Here is a 14,540-nt window from a genome sequence, read left to right on the forward strand (position 1 = left end):
TATGAGATTCGTAACCTTTGAAAAAAGTGATGGAACTGTAAGGTCTGGAGTGCTGTTAGATTCTGACCATGTCATTGATATGCATGAGGCTGCGAACGGGAAATTGCCAGGAAATATGCTAGAGTTTCTTGAGCAAAGTGAAGATAATTTGAAAATAGCCCGGGGTCTTTTACCGTTATCCTTAGGCGATAAAGGTGTATATCCATTAAATGAGGTTAGGTTGATCGCACCTCTGCCAAATCCCAAAAGCTTCCGTGATTTCTATGCATTTGAGCAGCATGTAAAATCTGCTAGGGTGAACAGGGGTTTGAAAATGATTCCGGAATGGTACCAAGTTCCCGTTTTTTATTTTTCAAATCACCTGGCAATCAAGGGTCCGGAAGACAAGATTTCTAAGCCTAACGAATGCAAATGGCTTGATTATGAGCTTGAAGTGGCTTGCATTATTGGAAAACAGGGGAGAAATATCACTGCTGAAGAAGCAGAAAATTATATCTTTGGTTATTGTATTCTGAATGACTGGAGCGCACGGGACCTTCAAAGACTGGAAATGAAGGTAGGATTAGGTCCTGCAAAGGGAAAGGATTTCGCGACCTCAATTGGACCATGGATCATTACCAAGGACGAGATGGATCCATTAAGAAATGGTAAAGGCTTTGATATAAGTATGAAGGCAAGGATTAATGGGATTCCTCTTTCGAAAGGAAATATGAAGGATATCTACTATTCGTTTGGAGAAATGATTGAAAGGGCCTCTGCGGGCGTCACGCTTTATCCAGGGGAAATCCTTGGTTCTGGAACAGTTGGGACAGGATGTATCCTAGAACTCGGTACAGAGGTCCATCGTTGGCTGGAACCGGGTGACGTAGTTGAATTGGAGATTGATAAGTTAGGTGTTTTAAAGAATTCAATTATTGAAGCGAGGTAAAATCATGTATTATCGGCAAATGGGCAGGATTCCTCATAAACGTCATACCGTGTTTAAAAAAGATGATGGCAGTCTCTTTCGTGAGCAGGTAATGGGGACACGCGGCTTTTCCGGCACCCAATCGATTCTCTATCACCATTACATGCCAACAGAAGTACTGAAAGCGGAGCTGATTGGCAGCTATACACCCGAATACGAAGAGCAAAAAACATTAAAGCACCGCCTTTTTTTGACAAACAATTTTACGAAAAAAGGAGACGCTCTTTCAGCGCGTGAATATATTTTAGGGAATCAAGATTTATTAATTGGTACAGCTTCTATCAATCAGCCTATGAAGAGCTATTATCGCAATGGTGATGGAGATGAAATGCTGTTTGTTCACTATGGGTCAGGCAAACTAGAAACGATGTTCGGAACGATATCCTATCGGCCGGGTGATTATCTATTAATACCAATTGGAACTATTTATCGAATGATCCCCGATGACAAGAAAGAAACAAAGTTGTTGTTTATAGAAGCTTTTAGCCAAATTACTACACCAAGACGGTACCGAAATGAATATGGACAACTGCTTGAGCACAGTCCATTCTGTGAACGTGATTTCCGGGGGCCAGAAAAGCTAGAGACCTATGACCAAAAAGGAGAGTTTGAAGTTGTAACAAAATCGAGAGGAGCGCTCCATTCTCATATACTTGGACATCATCCGCTTGATGTTGTAGGTTGGGATGGATACCTCTATCCATGGGCTTTTAATGTAGAGGATTTTGAACCAATCACAGGAAGAATCCATCAGCCCCCTCCTGTTCATCAAACGTTTGAGGGAAACAACTTTGTTGTATGTTCCTTTGTTCCTAGGTTGTTTGACTACCATCCGGAAGCCATACCTGCCCCATACTATCATAGTAATGTGAATAGTGATGAATTGCTTTATTATGTTAAAGGTAATTTCATGAGTCGTAAGGGTGTACAACTGGAGTCGATTACACTTCATCCGAGTGGAATTCCACATGGTCCTCATCCTGGGAAAACAGAAGCAAGCATTGGAAAAAAAGAGACGCTTGAACTTGCGGTTATGATTGATACCTTCCATCCGCTTAAGGTGGTAAAAACAGCAAGCGGGATAGAAGATAAAGAGTACATGTTTTCTTGGGTGGAAAAATAAGGAATAAAATATTTTGAACAATCCAATGATAGAACCATTGGGTTGTTTTTTCTTTCGTATAAAATCATAAAATAAGCATTATATAATAAATAAGTGATAGTATTGTTTATACGATTATTACATTGGAGGTGAGAGATCATGAATTTGGAATTAGTGCAATCGAAATTAAAGAGCCATACACCCAGTATTTTGGGGAGTGATAAATTTTCTAAATATGCTGTAATGGTCCCGCTTATTCAAAAGGAAGACGGTATTCATGTCTTGTTTGAGGTCCGGTCACTCCAGTTGCGAAGGCAACCTGGGGAAATTTGTTTCCCAGGAGGTAGAATTGATCCAGAGGATCGCGATGAAAAAAGTGCAGCAATTAGGGAAACAACGGAGGAATTAGGAATAAGCAGTGATAACTTATCAGAGGTTTTTCCACTTGATTTCATGATTTCCCCTTTTGGAATGATGATTTATCCCTTCGCAGCGATTATTGAAAGTCCTGATAAGATTCAGCCAAATCCCGCTGAAGTGGGAGAAATTTTCACGGTTCCGTTAACTTATTTTATTGAAAATGATCCTGATATTTACAACATTCATTTTAAGGTAGAACCTGAGGAGAATTTTCCATTTGATTTAATTGTAGGCGGCGAAAATTATAATTGGCGGACAAGGGCGCTTGATGAATATTTTTACCTTTATGAAGAGAAGGCGATTTGGGGACTTACGGCTAAAATCCTTTCCCATTTTATTGAAATAATGAAACAGTAAATTTATTTTAGATGATTTTACTGTTTTTTTTTATTTTGTCCTCCTGAGAAAAACAAATGTCTTTTTACGGAAGAAAAAGTACTTGATTATTTTCTGAATAGAGATAAAATTAAGAGTATACTTTTTTGGGATAGGTGATGTTGTGATGAAGGTTGTAAAGTTTGGAGGATCCTCTTTAGCGTCAGGAGAACAACTAGAAAAGGTTTTTCAGATTGTAATGTCCGATCCTGAGCGGAAAGTAGTAGTTGTATCTGCTCCGGGAAAGAGATTTGCTGAGGATGAGAAGGTAACGGACTTGTTGATAGAATGCGCTGAACAATGTCTGCAAGATAATAATCCAACTGAGAAGTTTAACGCCGTTATGTCAAGATATTCCTCCATTGCAGCAGAATTAGCTCTCCCTAATGAGATAATTAGTGAAATACATCACGATTTATCAGACAGATTAAATGAAGACAAAAGTAAACCAGACCGGTTTATGGATCTTGTAAAAGCAAGCGGAGAGGATAATAACGCTAAATTGGTTGCGGCATACTTCAGGGCGCAGGGTGTAGAGGCAACATATGTAAACCCAAGAGAAGCAGGGCTGTTTGTTAGTGATGAACCTGGTCATGCACAGGTCTTACCTGAATCATACGAAAAGTTATATTCATTACGTGAGGTTCCAGGAATCGTAATTTTTCCAGGATTCTTTGGTTATAGCAAACAAGGTGAGGTATTCACCTTCTCACGAAGTGGCTCCGATATAACAGGTTCGATTTTAGCAAACGGTATAAGAGCAACTCTATATGAGAATTTTACGGATGTGGATGCGGTTTTTTCCGTTAATCCAACCCTCGTGCATAAACCAAAGGAAATCAAAGAGTTGACCTACCGCGAAATGCGGGAATTATCTTATGCAGGATTTACGGTGTTACATGATGAGGCACTTGTACCGGCTTTCCGTGCAGGTATTCCGGTTCAAATTAAGAACACCAACAACCCAAGCGCACCAGGAACACGAATTGTCTATACGCGTGATAATACGAATGGACCTGTTGTGGGAATAGCGAGTGATAAAGGATTCTGCAGTATTTACGTTAGCAAATACTTAATGAATAGAGAAATTGGTTTTGGGCGAAAGCTTTTGAGTATTTTGGAAGAGTATGGATTATCGTATGAACACACACCTTCAGGGATTGATGATGTATCTGTCATTTTGAGAGAGGCCCAGCTCGACCCTGACATGGAAAATGAAATTATCTGGAGAATTGAGTCAGAGTTACATGCTGATGAAGTAAAAGTCCAGCACAGCCTGTCATTGATTATGGTCGTAGGTGAAGGGATGCGCCGAAATGTCGGAACCATGGCCCGTGCCTCAAAAGCGTTAGCAAAGGCAGAAGTGAATATCGAAATGATTAACCAGGGTTCATCCGAAGTAAGTATGATGTTCGGTGTAAAACAAATCGATGAAAAAAGAGCGGTTCAAGCTCTATACGATGAGTTTTTCGCAGCAGTACCAGTATAAAAAGCAAAAGCAGATCTAAAATTAATTTTTTAGACTGCTTTTTTTATGTAATTCAAATTATCATAATTGAGGCTTATGATGACTTTTCCTTAATTTTATTTTTGTTCGTACCCCAGCCCAAAAGGCAATGATTAGCCCTCCTCCTGTATCGGAAATTAAATCAATCATGGTATCGTCATTTCCGCCGCCTTGTAACGTCATATTGAAAAATTGATCACAGCTAAACTCATAGATTTCCCATATCACACCGCCTAAAGCAGCGAATGATAAGGTGAACAGGAAGATAATCCAAGGGGATATTTCGACCTCTGCATCTCGATGAACCAATCTTTCATATAAAGCAATTCCAGCAAACGCAAGGATAGCACCACTAAGGAAGTGCACAAAGGTATCCCACCAGCCAAGACCATACCAACCTAGAATCGAGCCGCAATATTGTGAACCGACCAAGAAAAGTAAATAGGAAATAACAATTGGCAAATTGAACTGGAGTTTGGTAAATAGGGCTAAGAGAAGTGGAACCGCCCCACAAACCATCCCGCCGATGGCAACGGTTGATTTATATGATTCCCCTTCCGCGCGATAAAGAAAAAATAGTACAGCCATAAATGCCACATAGAGAAAACTTAGCAAAAGGACAAGCTTTCGATTCATTCATTTCACCTCAGGTAGAAAGTGGATATTATGATTATATCCAGTTCTTAGCTATCTCACCCAAAGTTTTCAAAAAGACAGCAAATGTAATTGAAGCCCCTTTTCTTTGTTTATCGTCCAATTCGCTTCGACACAATTTTTAGCGTATAGTGTATATATAAAATATCATGGACTCAGTTTCGTGGAGGAATATATGCAAAGAGCACAAATACCAACTTATGAACGGATTGCAATTGATTTAGCGAATCGAATTTACAATGGCGATTTGGCAAGATTTACTGGCCATATCAAAGCACACAACGATAAGGCTATTAAAATGGAGCGGAAGTACGGCAGGGATGTGAACCGTGAGCCGGAGATTGTCTATAAAAGAATTACAAGGGAATTAAATGAGCTTGAATCTTTGGCAATAGAACTTCAAAAAGAAGTTGATAAGCAGCAGGTAAGGAAAGTTGAAGTTGGGATACAGCAGGGTGAATGTAATACTCTGATAAAGGGAAAGAAGGATGAATTGGAACGAGTCGAAAAGGAAAAAGGCTCTAGACTTGAGTTGGAGAAGTCCTTCCATAAGCACTTCTGCAGATATTATTTTCTCGATCAAGAGTTTCGTTATTTTTCTGCAGATGATTGGATAGATATTGCGGATAAGTTGAATACTGAGCGGGATCACTTAAAGTATACCTATGATAATACTTTAAAAGATTTTTGGTATCATCAGCTAGATACCACACTTGTCAATGAAGACTTCTGGGTGGCCAATCATGATGTTCGGAAAATGGTTGAAAGATTAGCCGAAGAAGGTGTATCTGCCACCTATGGGACGCAGTTAATTCAAGAATTTACTGCTGAAGAGCAAGCATTAGTAATGGAGAGATATCCTTTATTGGCATATGGCATCATTGTTCACCAGCATAATTGGGATAAAAAAGTTGACCAGGCGGCACTACAACAGATGTTAGCTCATTCCCCGGTACCAATTTTTATCCGTGAACGAATGAATCAGGAATATTTACTGCCATTTGAAATCGTCCGCGACCAGGGAATTTCTATGGCATTTAACCAAGAACACTGGATTCGGTGGAAGGAAAAGTTAGCAGATTTGACGGAAGGTTTTACTTCCGATTTAGAAAAAATTCAGGCCAAACTTAATGCAGTAGAACGTATGCTTGAGTCAGTAAAAACTCTTTCAGTCATTACTTTTCAAGAGATTCTTAATAAGGAAGAAATGATTAGCGGCCATCTGGCAGAACTAAAGGGGAAAGCCGATCATTTGCAATCAGAAATGCTTTCCATTGAATCCCAATTAGTGGAGTTAGGTAAAAGGATTAATCAAAATAACCAGGAACGACAGTCCCAGCACCAGATACAACATGAGCTAGAGAATTGGGTGAGTGAGCATCAGCAGTATCTGCAGTATCAAGAATTAAAGGCTGAAGCACAGGCGAAAAAGACAGAGATTGAGTATCGTTTAAGCTCATTGGGTAAGCAACGAGATGCCCAGGTGGAAAACATGAAAAGCTGGGAGAAGTCCTTTAACAATTGGAATTATCAGATGGAGCATCAAACAGGACGATTAAAGGAAATCCTACCTCAGGTTCAATACCCATCGAGCCAGTCCCTTTATACTGATGAAGGGGAAACACCGCAATTACGGAAATCAATCTTTGATGATGTTGTCCCAATGATTAAAAGCTGGGATACACTACAACAAAAAATTAATAATGCAGATAGTGAGCTAGCTTCTGAAAAAACAAAAAGAGAGTACCAGTTTAAGGACCAGCAACAGAAAAAGTCTTATTTAGATCAATTAGACGTGAAGTGGATAGAACGGGAAGCTTCAAAAATGCCAAGAGAAATTCTGAAGGCTCAACTTAAAAATAAACAAGATGAATTGAAAAAAATCAATCAAGAGATAAGTTCTGAAACGGGTAACGTTCAGAAGCTTACCGGTAAATTAGAACAGATTGAAATAAATATTTCATACCAGGAAAGGCAGATACTCAAGAAACACCACAGAAGTGCAGAGCCTTGGAATGATGTGAATCTTGAGGAAAGAGAAGACGAGATAGAGGATGCTCTAAGGAAACTAACTGAGGATCTTGTTGCACGGAATAAGATTATTGCTGACCTAATAGGTAATCAACAAAAGTTGCAAAAGGAGCAGGATATCTTAAAAACGCATTTACCTGTCATTAAGCAAGTTGGGGAAATACCATTTGCCTATAAAGAGAAAATTAGGTTTGAACCAGAAAAACTGATTCAACAATGGATTAAACAAAATAAGGAAATAGCAGAACGCATTGATCAATATCATAGGGGCTTTAAAACTCATTTGAAGGAGCTTAGCTCGGTTCTTCAGGATGAGAAAGTTGATGGTCCATTAAAACAGAGTATGAGTCAACTGATTCCACAGCTTGAAAGTGATTCGATTCGTTCAGGATTAAGTGTTATTTCAAGTGTAATTGAGCATATTCAACACGAATTACTGAAGTTAAAAGAGGACAAACAAAAAGCCGAAAATGCTCAGGAAATCTGGGTTGATCGTGCCGTTATCCGCGTTATCAGGATATTTCAATCCTTAAAGCAAATGGTTAATCGGATGAAAATTAAAAATAAGGAAGGTCACTATTTCCCGCTCGTTGAGATTGAACGATTAAAAGAAATTGAAACAGGTGATGACGAAGAGTACCGTCGCTTACTACGCGAACATTTCATCCAAACGATTGAAAAGCTGCTGGAAAGTGAAGAATCGATTGAGAATTTAACGGACAGCCAATTGAAAAAGTATATAGATGATAGTCAGCTGGTTCTTGTTTCATTGCGTAATCGGTACCCGAAATTGGCCATTTATAAGCCGCAAACGACCAATGCTTTTATATATGAAAAACCAAGAAAGCATCACTATACGGATTGGGAAACGCTAAACAAGGGTTCGAAGATGGAAGCAAAGGGCAGCGGCGGGCAGTTGTTAGCAGCAAGAACGATGATTATGATGATGATTATGACCTTCAAACGCCAGGAACACAGCAATAACTGGTCGGTACTAATCACGGATAATCCATTTGGCCAAGCAGTTTCAGCCCACATTTTAGATCCGATATTCTCCATTGCTGATATTTTGCGCTTTCAATGGATTGTCCTTGCACCACCTGAATTAATCAAGCTAGATGTCAGCCGTCGTTTCCCTGTTTACTGGAAGCTAGAACTTAGCCAGCAAAAGCAAGGTGAGATTATCAAAGAAGTGCTTCAGCATGGGGGCAGGGCATTTGATGAAGTGGAGTTTAGTTTGTTTTAAATCGATATACTTAAAATTAAAAGTTTATATTGTATACTAGCTGTTTGAAATCTATATGTATCTAACTAATTGTTATATGAAAGTACAAAGATTCTTTCCGATGGAAGCTCCTTGATTAATGTTTTATGTGCTTTTTTCCTCGAATATTTTTAGGATACCTTGGTCAAAATACCATAGGTTACTAATTCTGATGAAATGAGGACAAATAATGAAGCAAATTTTACAGCAAGTAAAAGAGGAATTAGAAAAGGCATATGATAATCCACAATCGAACAATTTAGATCAATGTCTTCTGCAACTTCAGGCTGCTAGAGAACAGTACGGTGATAAAGGTAATATGATTGAGAACTGTATCACAGCAGTAACTCAAGCGAGAAATTCGATTGTGGCCTTAGAGAATGCAGGAGATGTATCTTCTGCCGCAGCCTTTGGTCAAGCTCACAATGCTCTTCAAAATGCGATAGAGTCTTACTCTGATACAGATGATAATCAGTATCAATGAGGATGTCCAAAAGCATTGCTTTTGGACATCGACTTTTATTCTTTTTCCGGTATGGAATAGAAGATTATAATAAGTGTTAATGAATTCATTAAGCAATCTGCGATGAAGCTTCTTTCTGTTTCAGAAATCTAACAATTTCATCTACAGCTCCGGTACCCATTCGAATGAGTGCATCTACTGTGTTTGCACCATTGTGAGGAGTCCCAATGAAATTATCACATGTTAATAATGGGTGATTTTTAGAAATTGGTTCCTCAGCGAAAACATCTAATGCAGCTCCAAAGATTACACCATTTTGTAAAGCATGATAGAGGTCTGTTTCATTAATAATTTTTCCTCTTGCTGTATTAATTAAAATCGCATTTTTTTTCATCAGTGAAAGCTCACGTGCAGAAATTAAATTCTCCGTAGCTTTTGTCAATGGAACCGAAATACTAACAATATCACTTTCTTTTAATATATCTTCTAAACAATCATATTTAATAAATCCTTCTTCACTGCATTGCAATTCACTAGTATAAGGATCATAAACTAGTACATTCATACTAAATGCAGCTTTTAGTTTATGTCCAACTAATGTTCCAATTCGTCCTAATCCTATTAAGCCGATTGTTTTTTCCTGCAATTCAAACCCAGCTAATTCAACAGGAGAATTTTTGCTTATCCCTTTTTCAACCATTTTTTGGGATAAGTTTATTTTTCTTGAACAATTCAACGCAAGGCCAATTACTAATTCAGCCACGGAGTGCATGTTGGCCTGAGGAGTATTCGTAACTCTTATTCCTTTTCTTTTTGCATAATCTAAGTCTATATTATCTACTCCGACACCATGTTTTGCGATAATTTTAAGATTCGGCATTTGGTCTATTACTTCTTGTGTCATTTTAAAAGTACGTACGATTACTGCTTCAGCAGTTGAATAATTCTCAATCTCTTTATCTGTCCAAGCAACAACATCTAATTTTTCTTTTGCATATTGTAATGCACTTGGATCAATAGGGTCAAAAATAAATGTTATCATCTAAATACCTCCCAACTATACTAGCTTGATTCCGAGTTTTTCTATAGACTCTTCCAAATTCAATATTTCTAAGGTATCTTTTCCAAGTTTTAGTTGCTCCATGATTTTTTGTTCTGCCTTCATTTTTGTTAAACACATTTCATAGACCATTTCTATATCTACTTTTGGAATAACTGCTACGCCATTTTCATCTGCTACAATTAAATCTCCTGGGCAAACAGCAACTCCTCCACAAGATACTGGCATATTTACTGTCCCTGGATTACTTTTATATCCTCCACGAGCGTTGATTCCAGATGCAAACATTGGAAAACCAAGTTCTTCTATTTCTTTAATATCCCTAACTGCACCATCAATGATGATTCCGCCAATATTACGTTGCATTGCATTAACGGTTAAAATCTCGCCCCATACACCAGCATTTGGATAATTTCCTGCATCAACTACAAGAATATCACCTTCTTCAGCTAAGCTGACACCAAGATGAATCATTAAGTTATCAGATGGATAACTCATAATCGTTAAGGCTGTTCCAACGCAACGTGCCCCTGTCCAAATGGGTCTAATTCTATGATCCATGATATTTTGTCTGCCCATTACATCACCTATTATAGGTGTAGCTATATTAGCAAATTTTTCATTCCATTCTTTGTTTGGTCTTTCAAAAGTACGATTAAATGTAAGCATTTTTCATTCGCCCCTTAAAATTAGGTTTATCAAGTCATTTCCGGAAATCTAATTAAATAGTAGCAATCGCTTACATTTATGAAAAACGGTATTTTTACATGTTAATTATCGAGAAATTTGATTATTGCCATAAAAAAGCCCTTGTATTATGCCTAAAAATGGCATAATACAAGGGAATACAGTTTATCCCAAATGATTTTAAAGAAAACAGAGTATAATTACAAACCTGGTTTTAATAATCCTTTTTTAAACTCTTGTTGCCATCTTTCCTGCGCATTCATGTATTTATTAATTAGAAGTTTAAATTCACTAATGGCATCCCTATTACTGTAAAGTGGATTTTTATTACTAATCATGTAAATCGTTCTTTTTGGTGCAGCTTCTTTAAACGGTAACAGATGGACTGAAAACTTTTTACTCAATTTATTCACAACACTAAATGGGGCGATAAACCAAGAATTTTCATCAAGTAATTCAAATGACAACAAAGCAGAATCTGTGATTAATTTAGGAGAGGAATTAAGTGGAATATATTTATTATGCCAAGTTAAGTATTCTTCACCCCAATTAATAAAAATTTGATTATTAGGATTAAGTTCCTCTGGACCGATTTCCTTTAAATTAGCAAAATCCTCGCATTTCGTAACGAATACCATTTCTTCATCTAATATTTTTACTGATTCAATTTGAGGCAGAATGATATGGTTTAAAGCGAACCCTATATCAATAATTCTTGCGTCAATTTGATCATAAATCTCATCTGTATGCAGCGTTTTTATCGTTAACTGTACATTTGCATGGTAATTAAATATCTCTTGATAAATCCCTGAAAACAAAAAATTATTAACGCTATCAACCACTCCTATTGATACTGTTTTTTTGAATGGTGAAGAACTGAAATTCTGAATTTTATCATTAATATTTTGCCATTCTAAAGCAATTGACAGAAAGTATTTTCCAGAGTCAGTCAATTTAATATGTTTAAAACCTCTGTCCCTTTCCACTAATATTACACCTAGTTCTTCTTCAAGAGCTTTTAACCGATAGCTGACAGTAGATTGTGATAAAAAAAGTTTTTCCGCTGTTTTTGTTACATTCAGTGTTTTCGCTAATATAGCAAAGGTTTCTACTAGTTCATAATTCATTAAAACACTCCTTTGATTATATTATATAAAAAATAACCATTCGTGTATTTGATATTTTTAGAATGAAATATCAAAAAACTTGATAATTAACATGTAAAAATATCGTTATTAAAATTTGTAAGCGTTTGCTAATATAAAATCAGATTCCGGGAATTAAAAATAATCCTTATTCTTAAGGAGGAGATTAGATATAACACAAGCGTTTGGTTAATTTGAAATGCATTTATACTTATTCTTTCATTACGATATGAATTTATTGTAGTATAATTAAATTTTGGGTAGGGGGAGTTCACATGAGAGAGGCACTCGCAAAAAAACCACAACCTGTTTTACAGAAAAAAACACGATTTCGTTGGGTAGTACTATTCTTAATTTTTATTACTTATATGATTGCCGGCGCAGACAGGGCTAATATAGGTGTGGTTGTTCCAACTATAAAGGATAGTTTTAAAATGAGTAATACTGATATTGGGTTGATGACTACTTTGTTTTACCTTGGATATGCTGCTATTCAAATTCCGGCAGGTATGTACTTTGGCAAGAGAGGTGTACGCAAAATATTTTCAATATCAATGATTTTAACTTCTCTGGCAACGTTATTCATGGGAATGGCTAATACCGTTTTCCAACTGAAAGCTTTAAGGCTTTTATTGGGGGTTGCCGAAGGACCACTTAATATTGGAATTGTTACTACAATTAATAGATGGTTTCCATCTCGAGAAAAGGGTTTTGCAACTGGTATATTTATGGCTGCAATTAAGTTTGCGCCAGCTGTAGTTCCTCCACTTTGTGCTTTTATCATTGTTACTTACGGTTGGCGTGAAGTATTTTATCTATTTGCCATCCCTGGCATTATTGCGGCTGTATTATGGTGGTGGTTGGTAAAAGACAAACCGGAGGAAAGTCCGTATGTCTCAGAATCTGAGTTAGAATATATTAATGACAAACAACCAGTTGAACAGTCAATTGTTACAAAAACAAAGAAATCTAGTCAAAAGAAAAGTTTTAACTGGTTAGACAAACTTATTCGGACAAAAAACATTAAACCATTGGATACAAACCGAGAAGTAGTATTTTCTTGGAACCTTTGGGGATGTGCTTTAGGTTATGCCCTTATGGTAGGGATTACCTATTCAATTATGACGTGGGTACCTACTTATTTGGTTGAGGTTAAAGGGTTTTCTACCATGAAAATGGGTTTTGTCGCATCAGCTCCTTGGATTGGTGCTATGATTGGAAATATCTTTGGTGGATGGCTATCAGATAATATTTTTGATAAACGTCGTAAGCCTAACATGCTTTTAACTGCTGCTTCCACTGTATTTATGATGTATTCACTTTTATATGCGCCTAATAATGCAGTAATACTAGGTGCGCTGCTTTTACTTACAGGTGTACTGTTAAATATTGGATATTCTACCTTTTTGGTCTATCCTATGGGACTTGCATCAAAAGACAAGGTTTCTTTTGCAGCTTCTATAGTTAATACAGCAGGATCCCTCGGTGGTGCATTTGCTCCATTTCTAGTGGGTGTACTCTTGGATAAATTTGATTGGAATATAGTGTTTTTATTCTTTGCGGGAAGTTCTTTAATGACTCTTATAATTCTACTTACTATGATTGAACCAAGGACAGAGTATAAGATAGCAAAAATAGTATACCTTTATTTCTTTTATATACAATTAACAAAGGTCCACCGTTCTGACGGTGGACTTTAATTTTGTTAACCAGTCAAGGATATAGAATTTCATAGGAAAACCAGGAATTCTTCTTTTTTCTAGGTACATTATGTCTACAAAGGATTGCCTAGAATTAAGTTTTCTACGAAGTACTGCTATTTGCCAATACATACTCCCCATATTCTAATTTAAAATAGTATTCCAAAACTTCTAAAGACTTTTTTGTAAGGCTAGTTGGCCTTTTATGTGTAAGTTTATAAACAGTGTATGGTGGGGGAGTGTCTGTAAGTTCATACATTTTATAGCTCCCGCTTTTCATAGCTTCCTCCGCAATATACTTTGGAACAATTGCCCACTGAGTAGGATTTTGCAGCAGATATAATAGTAAATGGATACTATCCATTCTAATACGTGATGTAGCCAATGGATCCCACCAATAAGCGTGCCAAGCTTGATATTCAAGCCCAAAAGGCATAAAAAGTTCGTCATTAGAATCTAACTCTTGAGGGTGTATTTTTTCTGATCTATGATCGTTGTTTAAGGATGATCTAAGAACAACCATTGGTGATACAAAGCACTTTTCTACATGAACATTTTGATGAACTCTATTCCGGAGTGAGAAAGCAATATCGAGTTGTCTCTTTTCTACCTCTGAATATAAATGAATTGAATGTAAAGTATGAATGGTAAGTTGGACATTTTTCCTATCATTATTTAAGTTTTTAACAATATTTGGCAATAGGAATTGGTTTATACTATCAACTGTACCTATTGTTAAAGATAATCGGTTACCTTTTGTTTGTATTAATCTAGCTTCATGCTCTAAACGATTCCATTCTTCAGCTAATTTATAAAATTCTTCGCCCATTGGTGTTAAGTTGATTTCTTTTAAACCTTTTCCACGTTCTATAACCTGATATCCTAAATCATTTTCCAATGCTTTTATCCGTTGGCTCACTGTTGTTTGTGCACAATGTAGATCCCTCGCCGCACCACTTATTGATTTTGTCTGAGCAACTGCTAGAAATGTTTCAATATATTGAGATACCATTCTTCACCTCTAAATAGCAATATTTATGATATTTAATAGTCGAATTAATCGTTTTACTATTAAGAATATTAAATATATTATAAATTTACATATAATATCTGTCTATGAATAAGGGGGAATGGATTATAAAAAATAAATTAGTATAATCGAATT

The 14,540-nt window shown here is 36.7% G+C and carries 12 protein-coding genes; 7 read left to right on the forward strand and 5 right to left on the reverse strand.

Going from position 1 to position 14,540, the window contains the following annotated elements; translation table 11 throughout:
- Position 1: 1 nt before the first annotated feature.
- The 4 genes from QFZ28_RS12340 (at position 2) to QFZ28_RS12355 (ending at position 4,353) form a co-directional block, all read left to right on the forward strand.
- Positions 2–928 carry a fumarylacetoacetate hydrolase family protein gene (locus tag QFZ28_RS12340; RefSeq protein ID WP_307194898.1) on the forward strand — a complete coding sequence of 309 codons (927 nt, stop codon included), beginning with the start codon at positions 2–4 and terminating at the stop codon, positions 926–928.
- Between the two features lie 4 nt (positions 929–932).
- Positions 933–2,090 (forward strand): homogentisate 1,2-dioxygenase, encoded by a 1,158-nt coding sequence (locus QFZ28_RS12345; RefSeq protein WP_307194899.1) that lies wholly within the window; start codon positions 933–935, stop codon positions 2,088–2,090.
- 138 nt (positions 2,091–2,228) lie between these two features.
- Complete coding sequence (locus QFZ28_RS12350; protein WP_307194900.1) at positions 2,229–2,846, forward strand: NUDIX hydrolase; 618 nt, start codon at positions 2,229–2,231, stop codon at positions 2,844–2,846.
- Between the two features lie 145 nt (positions 2,847–2,991).
- Complete coding sequence (locus QFZ28_RS12355) at positions 2,992–4,353, forward strand: aspartate kinase (RefSeq protein ID WP_307194901.1); 1,362 nt, start codon at positions 2,992–2,994, stop codon at positions 4,351–4,353.
- Between the two features lie 60 nt (positions 4,354–4,413).
- Here QFZ28_RS12355 and QFZ28_RS12360 read toward each other — a convergent pair whose 3' ends face one another.
- The gene (locus QFZ28_RS12360) at positions 4,414–5,007 is read right to left on the reverse strand and encodes a hypothetical protein (RefSeq protein WP_307194902.1); all 594 of its coding nucleotides are present in this window, start codon (positions 5,005–5,007) and stop codon (positions 4,414–4,416) included.
- A gap of 193 nt (positions 5,008–5,200) precedes the next feature.
- On the opposite strand from QFZ28_RS12360, the gene QFZ28_RS12365 reads away from it, so the two are divergent.
- A complete protein-coding gene (locus QFZ28_RS12365) occupies positions 5,201–8,302 on the forward strand; it encodes a hypothetical protein (protein ID WP_307194903.1) in 3,102 nt (1,033 codons plus the stop codon).
- Positions 8,303–8,510: 208 nt separating this feature from the next.
- On the forward strand, positions 8,511–8,804 hold the full coding sequence (locus QFZ28_RS12370) for a hypothetical protein (protein WP_307194904.1): 294 nt from the start codon (positions 8,511–8,513) through the stop codon (positions 8,802–8,804).
- Between the two features lie 88 nt (positions 8,805–8,892).
- Here the strand turns inward: QFZ28_RS12370 and QFZ28_RS12375 are convergent, their stop codons facing one another.
- From QFZ28_RS12375 to QFZ28_RS12385, 3 genes are all read right to left on the reverse strand, one after another.
- Entirely contained in the window at positions 8,893–9,825 is a 933-nt protein-coding gene (locus QFZ28_RS12375) for a hydroxyacid dehydrogenase (RefSeq protein ID WP_307194905.1), read from the reverse strand.
- Positions 9,826–9,840: 15 nt separating this feature from the next.
- Positions 9,841–10,512: a 4-carboxy-4-hydroxy-2-oxoadipate aldolase/oxaloacetate decarboxylase gene (locus QFZ28_RS12380; protein ID WP_307194906.1), complete on the reverse strand. Its 672-nt coding sequence runs from the start codon at positions 10,510–10,512 to the stop codon at positions 9,841–9,843.
- A 218-nt stretch (positions 10,513–10,730) separates the two neighbouring features.
- Positions 10,731–11,657, reverse strand: a complete 927-nt coding sequence (locus QFZ28_RS12385) for a LysR family transcriptional regulator (protein ID WP_307194907.1) — start codon at positions 11,655–11,657, stop codon at positions 10,731–10,733.
- A gap of 293 nt (positions 11,658–11,950) precedes the next feature.
- Here QFZ28_RS12385 and QFZ28_RS12390 point away from each other — a divergent pair, with 293 nt between their 5' ends.
- Positions 11,951–13,375 (forward strand): MFS transporter, encoded by a 1,425-nt coding sequence (locus tag QFZ28_RS12390; protein WP_307194908.1) that lies wholly within the window; start codon positions 11,951–11,953, stop codon positions 13,373–13,375.
- 103 nt (positions 13,376–13,478) lie between these two features.
- Here the strand turns inward: QFZ28_RS12390 and QFZ28_RS12395 are convergent, their stop codons facing one another.
- Entirely contained in the window at positions 13,479–14,387 is a 909-nt protein-coding gene (locus tag QFZ28_RS12395) for a LysR family transcriptional regulator (protein ID WP_307194909.1), read from the reverse strand.
- Positions 14,388–14,540 lie beyond the last annotated feature (153 nt).

This window comes from Neobacillus niacini (genome assembly GCF_030817695.1).
GTDB classification, from domain to species: Bacteria; Bacillota; Bacilli; order Bacillales; family Cytobacillaceae; genus Neobacillus; species Neobacillus niacini_F.

Bases quoted from the DNA above. Each gene is read 5' to 3' on its own strand.
- QFZ28_RS12340 (WP_307194898.1), top strand. From the start codon at position 2: ATGAGATTCGTAACCTTTGAAAAAAGTGATGGAACTGTAAGGTCTGGA.
- QFZ28_RS12345 (WP_307194899.1), top strand. From the start codon at position 933: ATGTATTATCGGCAAATGGGCAGGATTCCTCATAAACGTCATACCGTG.
- QFZ28_RS12350 (WP_307194900.1), top strand. From the start codon at position 2,229: ATGAATTTGGAATTAGTGCAATCGAAATTAAAGAGCCATACACCCAGT.
- QFZ28_RS12355 (WP_307194901.1), top strand. From the start codon at position 2,992: ATGAAGGTTGTAAAGTTTGGAGGATCCTCTTTAGCGTCAGGAGAACAA.
- QFZ28_RS12360 (WP_307194902.1), bottom strand. From the start codon at position 5,007: ATGAATCGAAAGCTTGTCCTTTTGCTAAGTTTTCTCTATGTGGCATTT.
- QFZ28_RS12365 (WP_307194903.1), top strand. From the start codon at position 5,201: ATGCAAAGAGCACAAATACCAACTTATGAACGGATTGCAATTGATTTA.
- QFZ28_RS12370 (WP_307194904.1), top strand. From the start codon at position 8,511: ATGAAGCAAATTTTACAGCAAGTAAAAGAGGAATTAGAAAAGGCATAT.
- QFZ28_RS12375 (WP_307194905.1), bottom strand. From the start codon at position 9,825: ATGATAACATTTATTTTTGACCCTATTGATCCAAGTGCATTACAATAT.
- QFZ28_RS12380 (WP_307194906.1), bottom strand. From the start codon at position 10,512: ATGCTTACATTTAATCGTACTTTTGAAAGACCAAACAAAGAATGGAAT.
- QFZ28_RS12385 (WP_307194907.1), bottom strand. From the start codon at position 11,657: ATGAATTATGAACTAGTAGAAACCTTTGCTATATTAGCGAAAACACTG.
- QFZ28_RS12390 (WP_307194908.1), top strand. From the start codon at position 11,951: ATGAGAGAGGCACTCGCAAAAAAACCACAACCTGTTTTACAGAAAAAA.
- QFZ28_RS12395 (WP_307194909.1), bottom strand. From the start codon at position 14,387: ATGGTATCTCAATATATTGAAACATTTCTAGCAGTTGCTCAGACAAAA.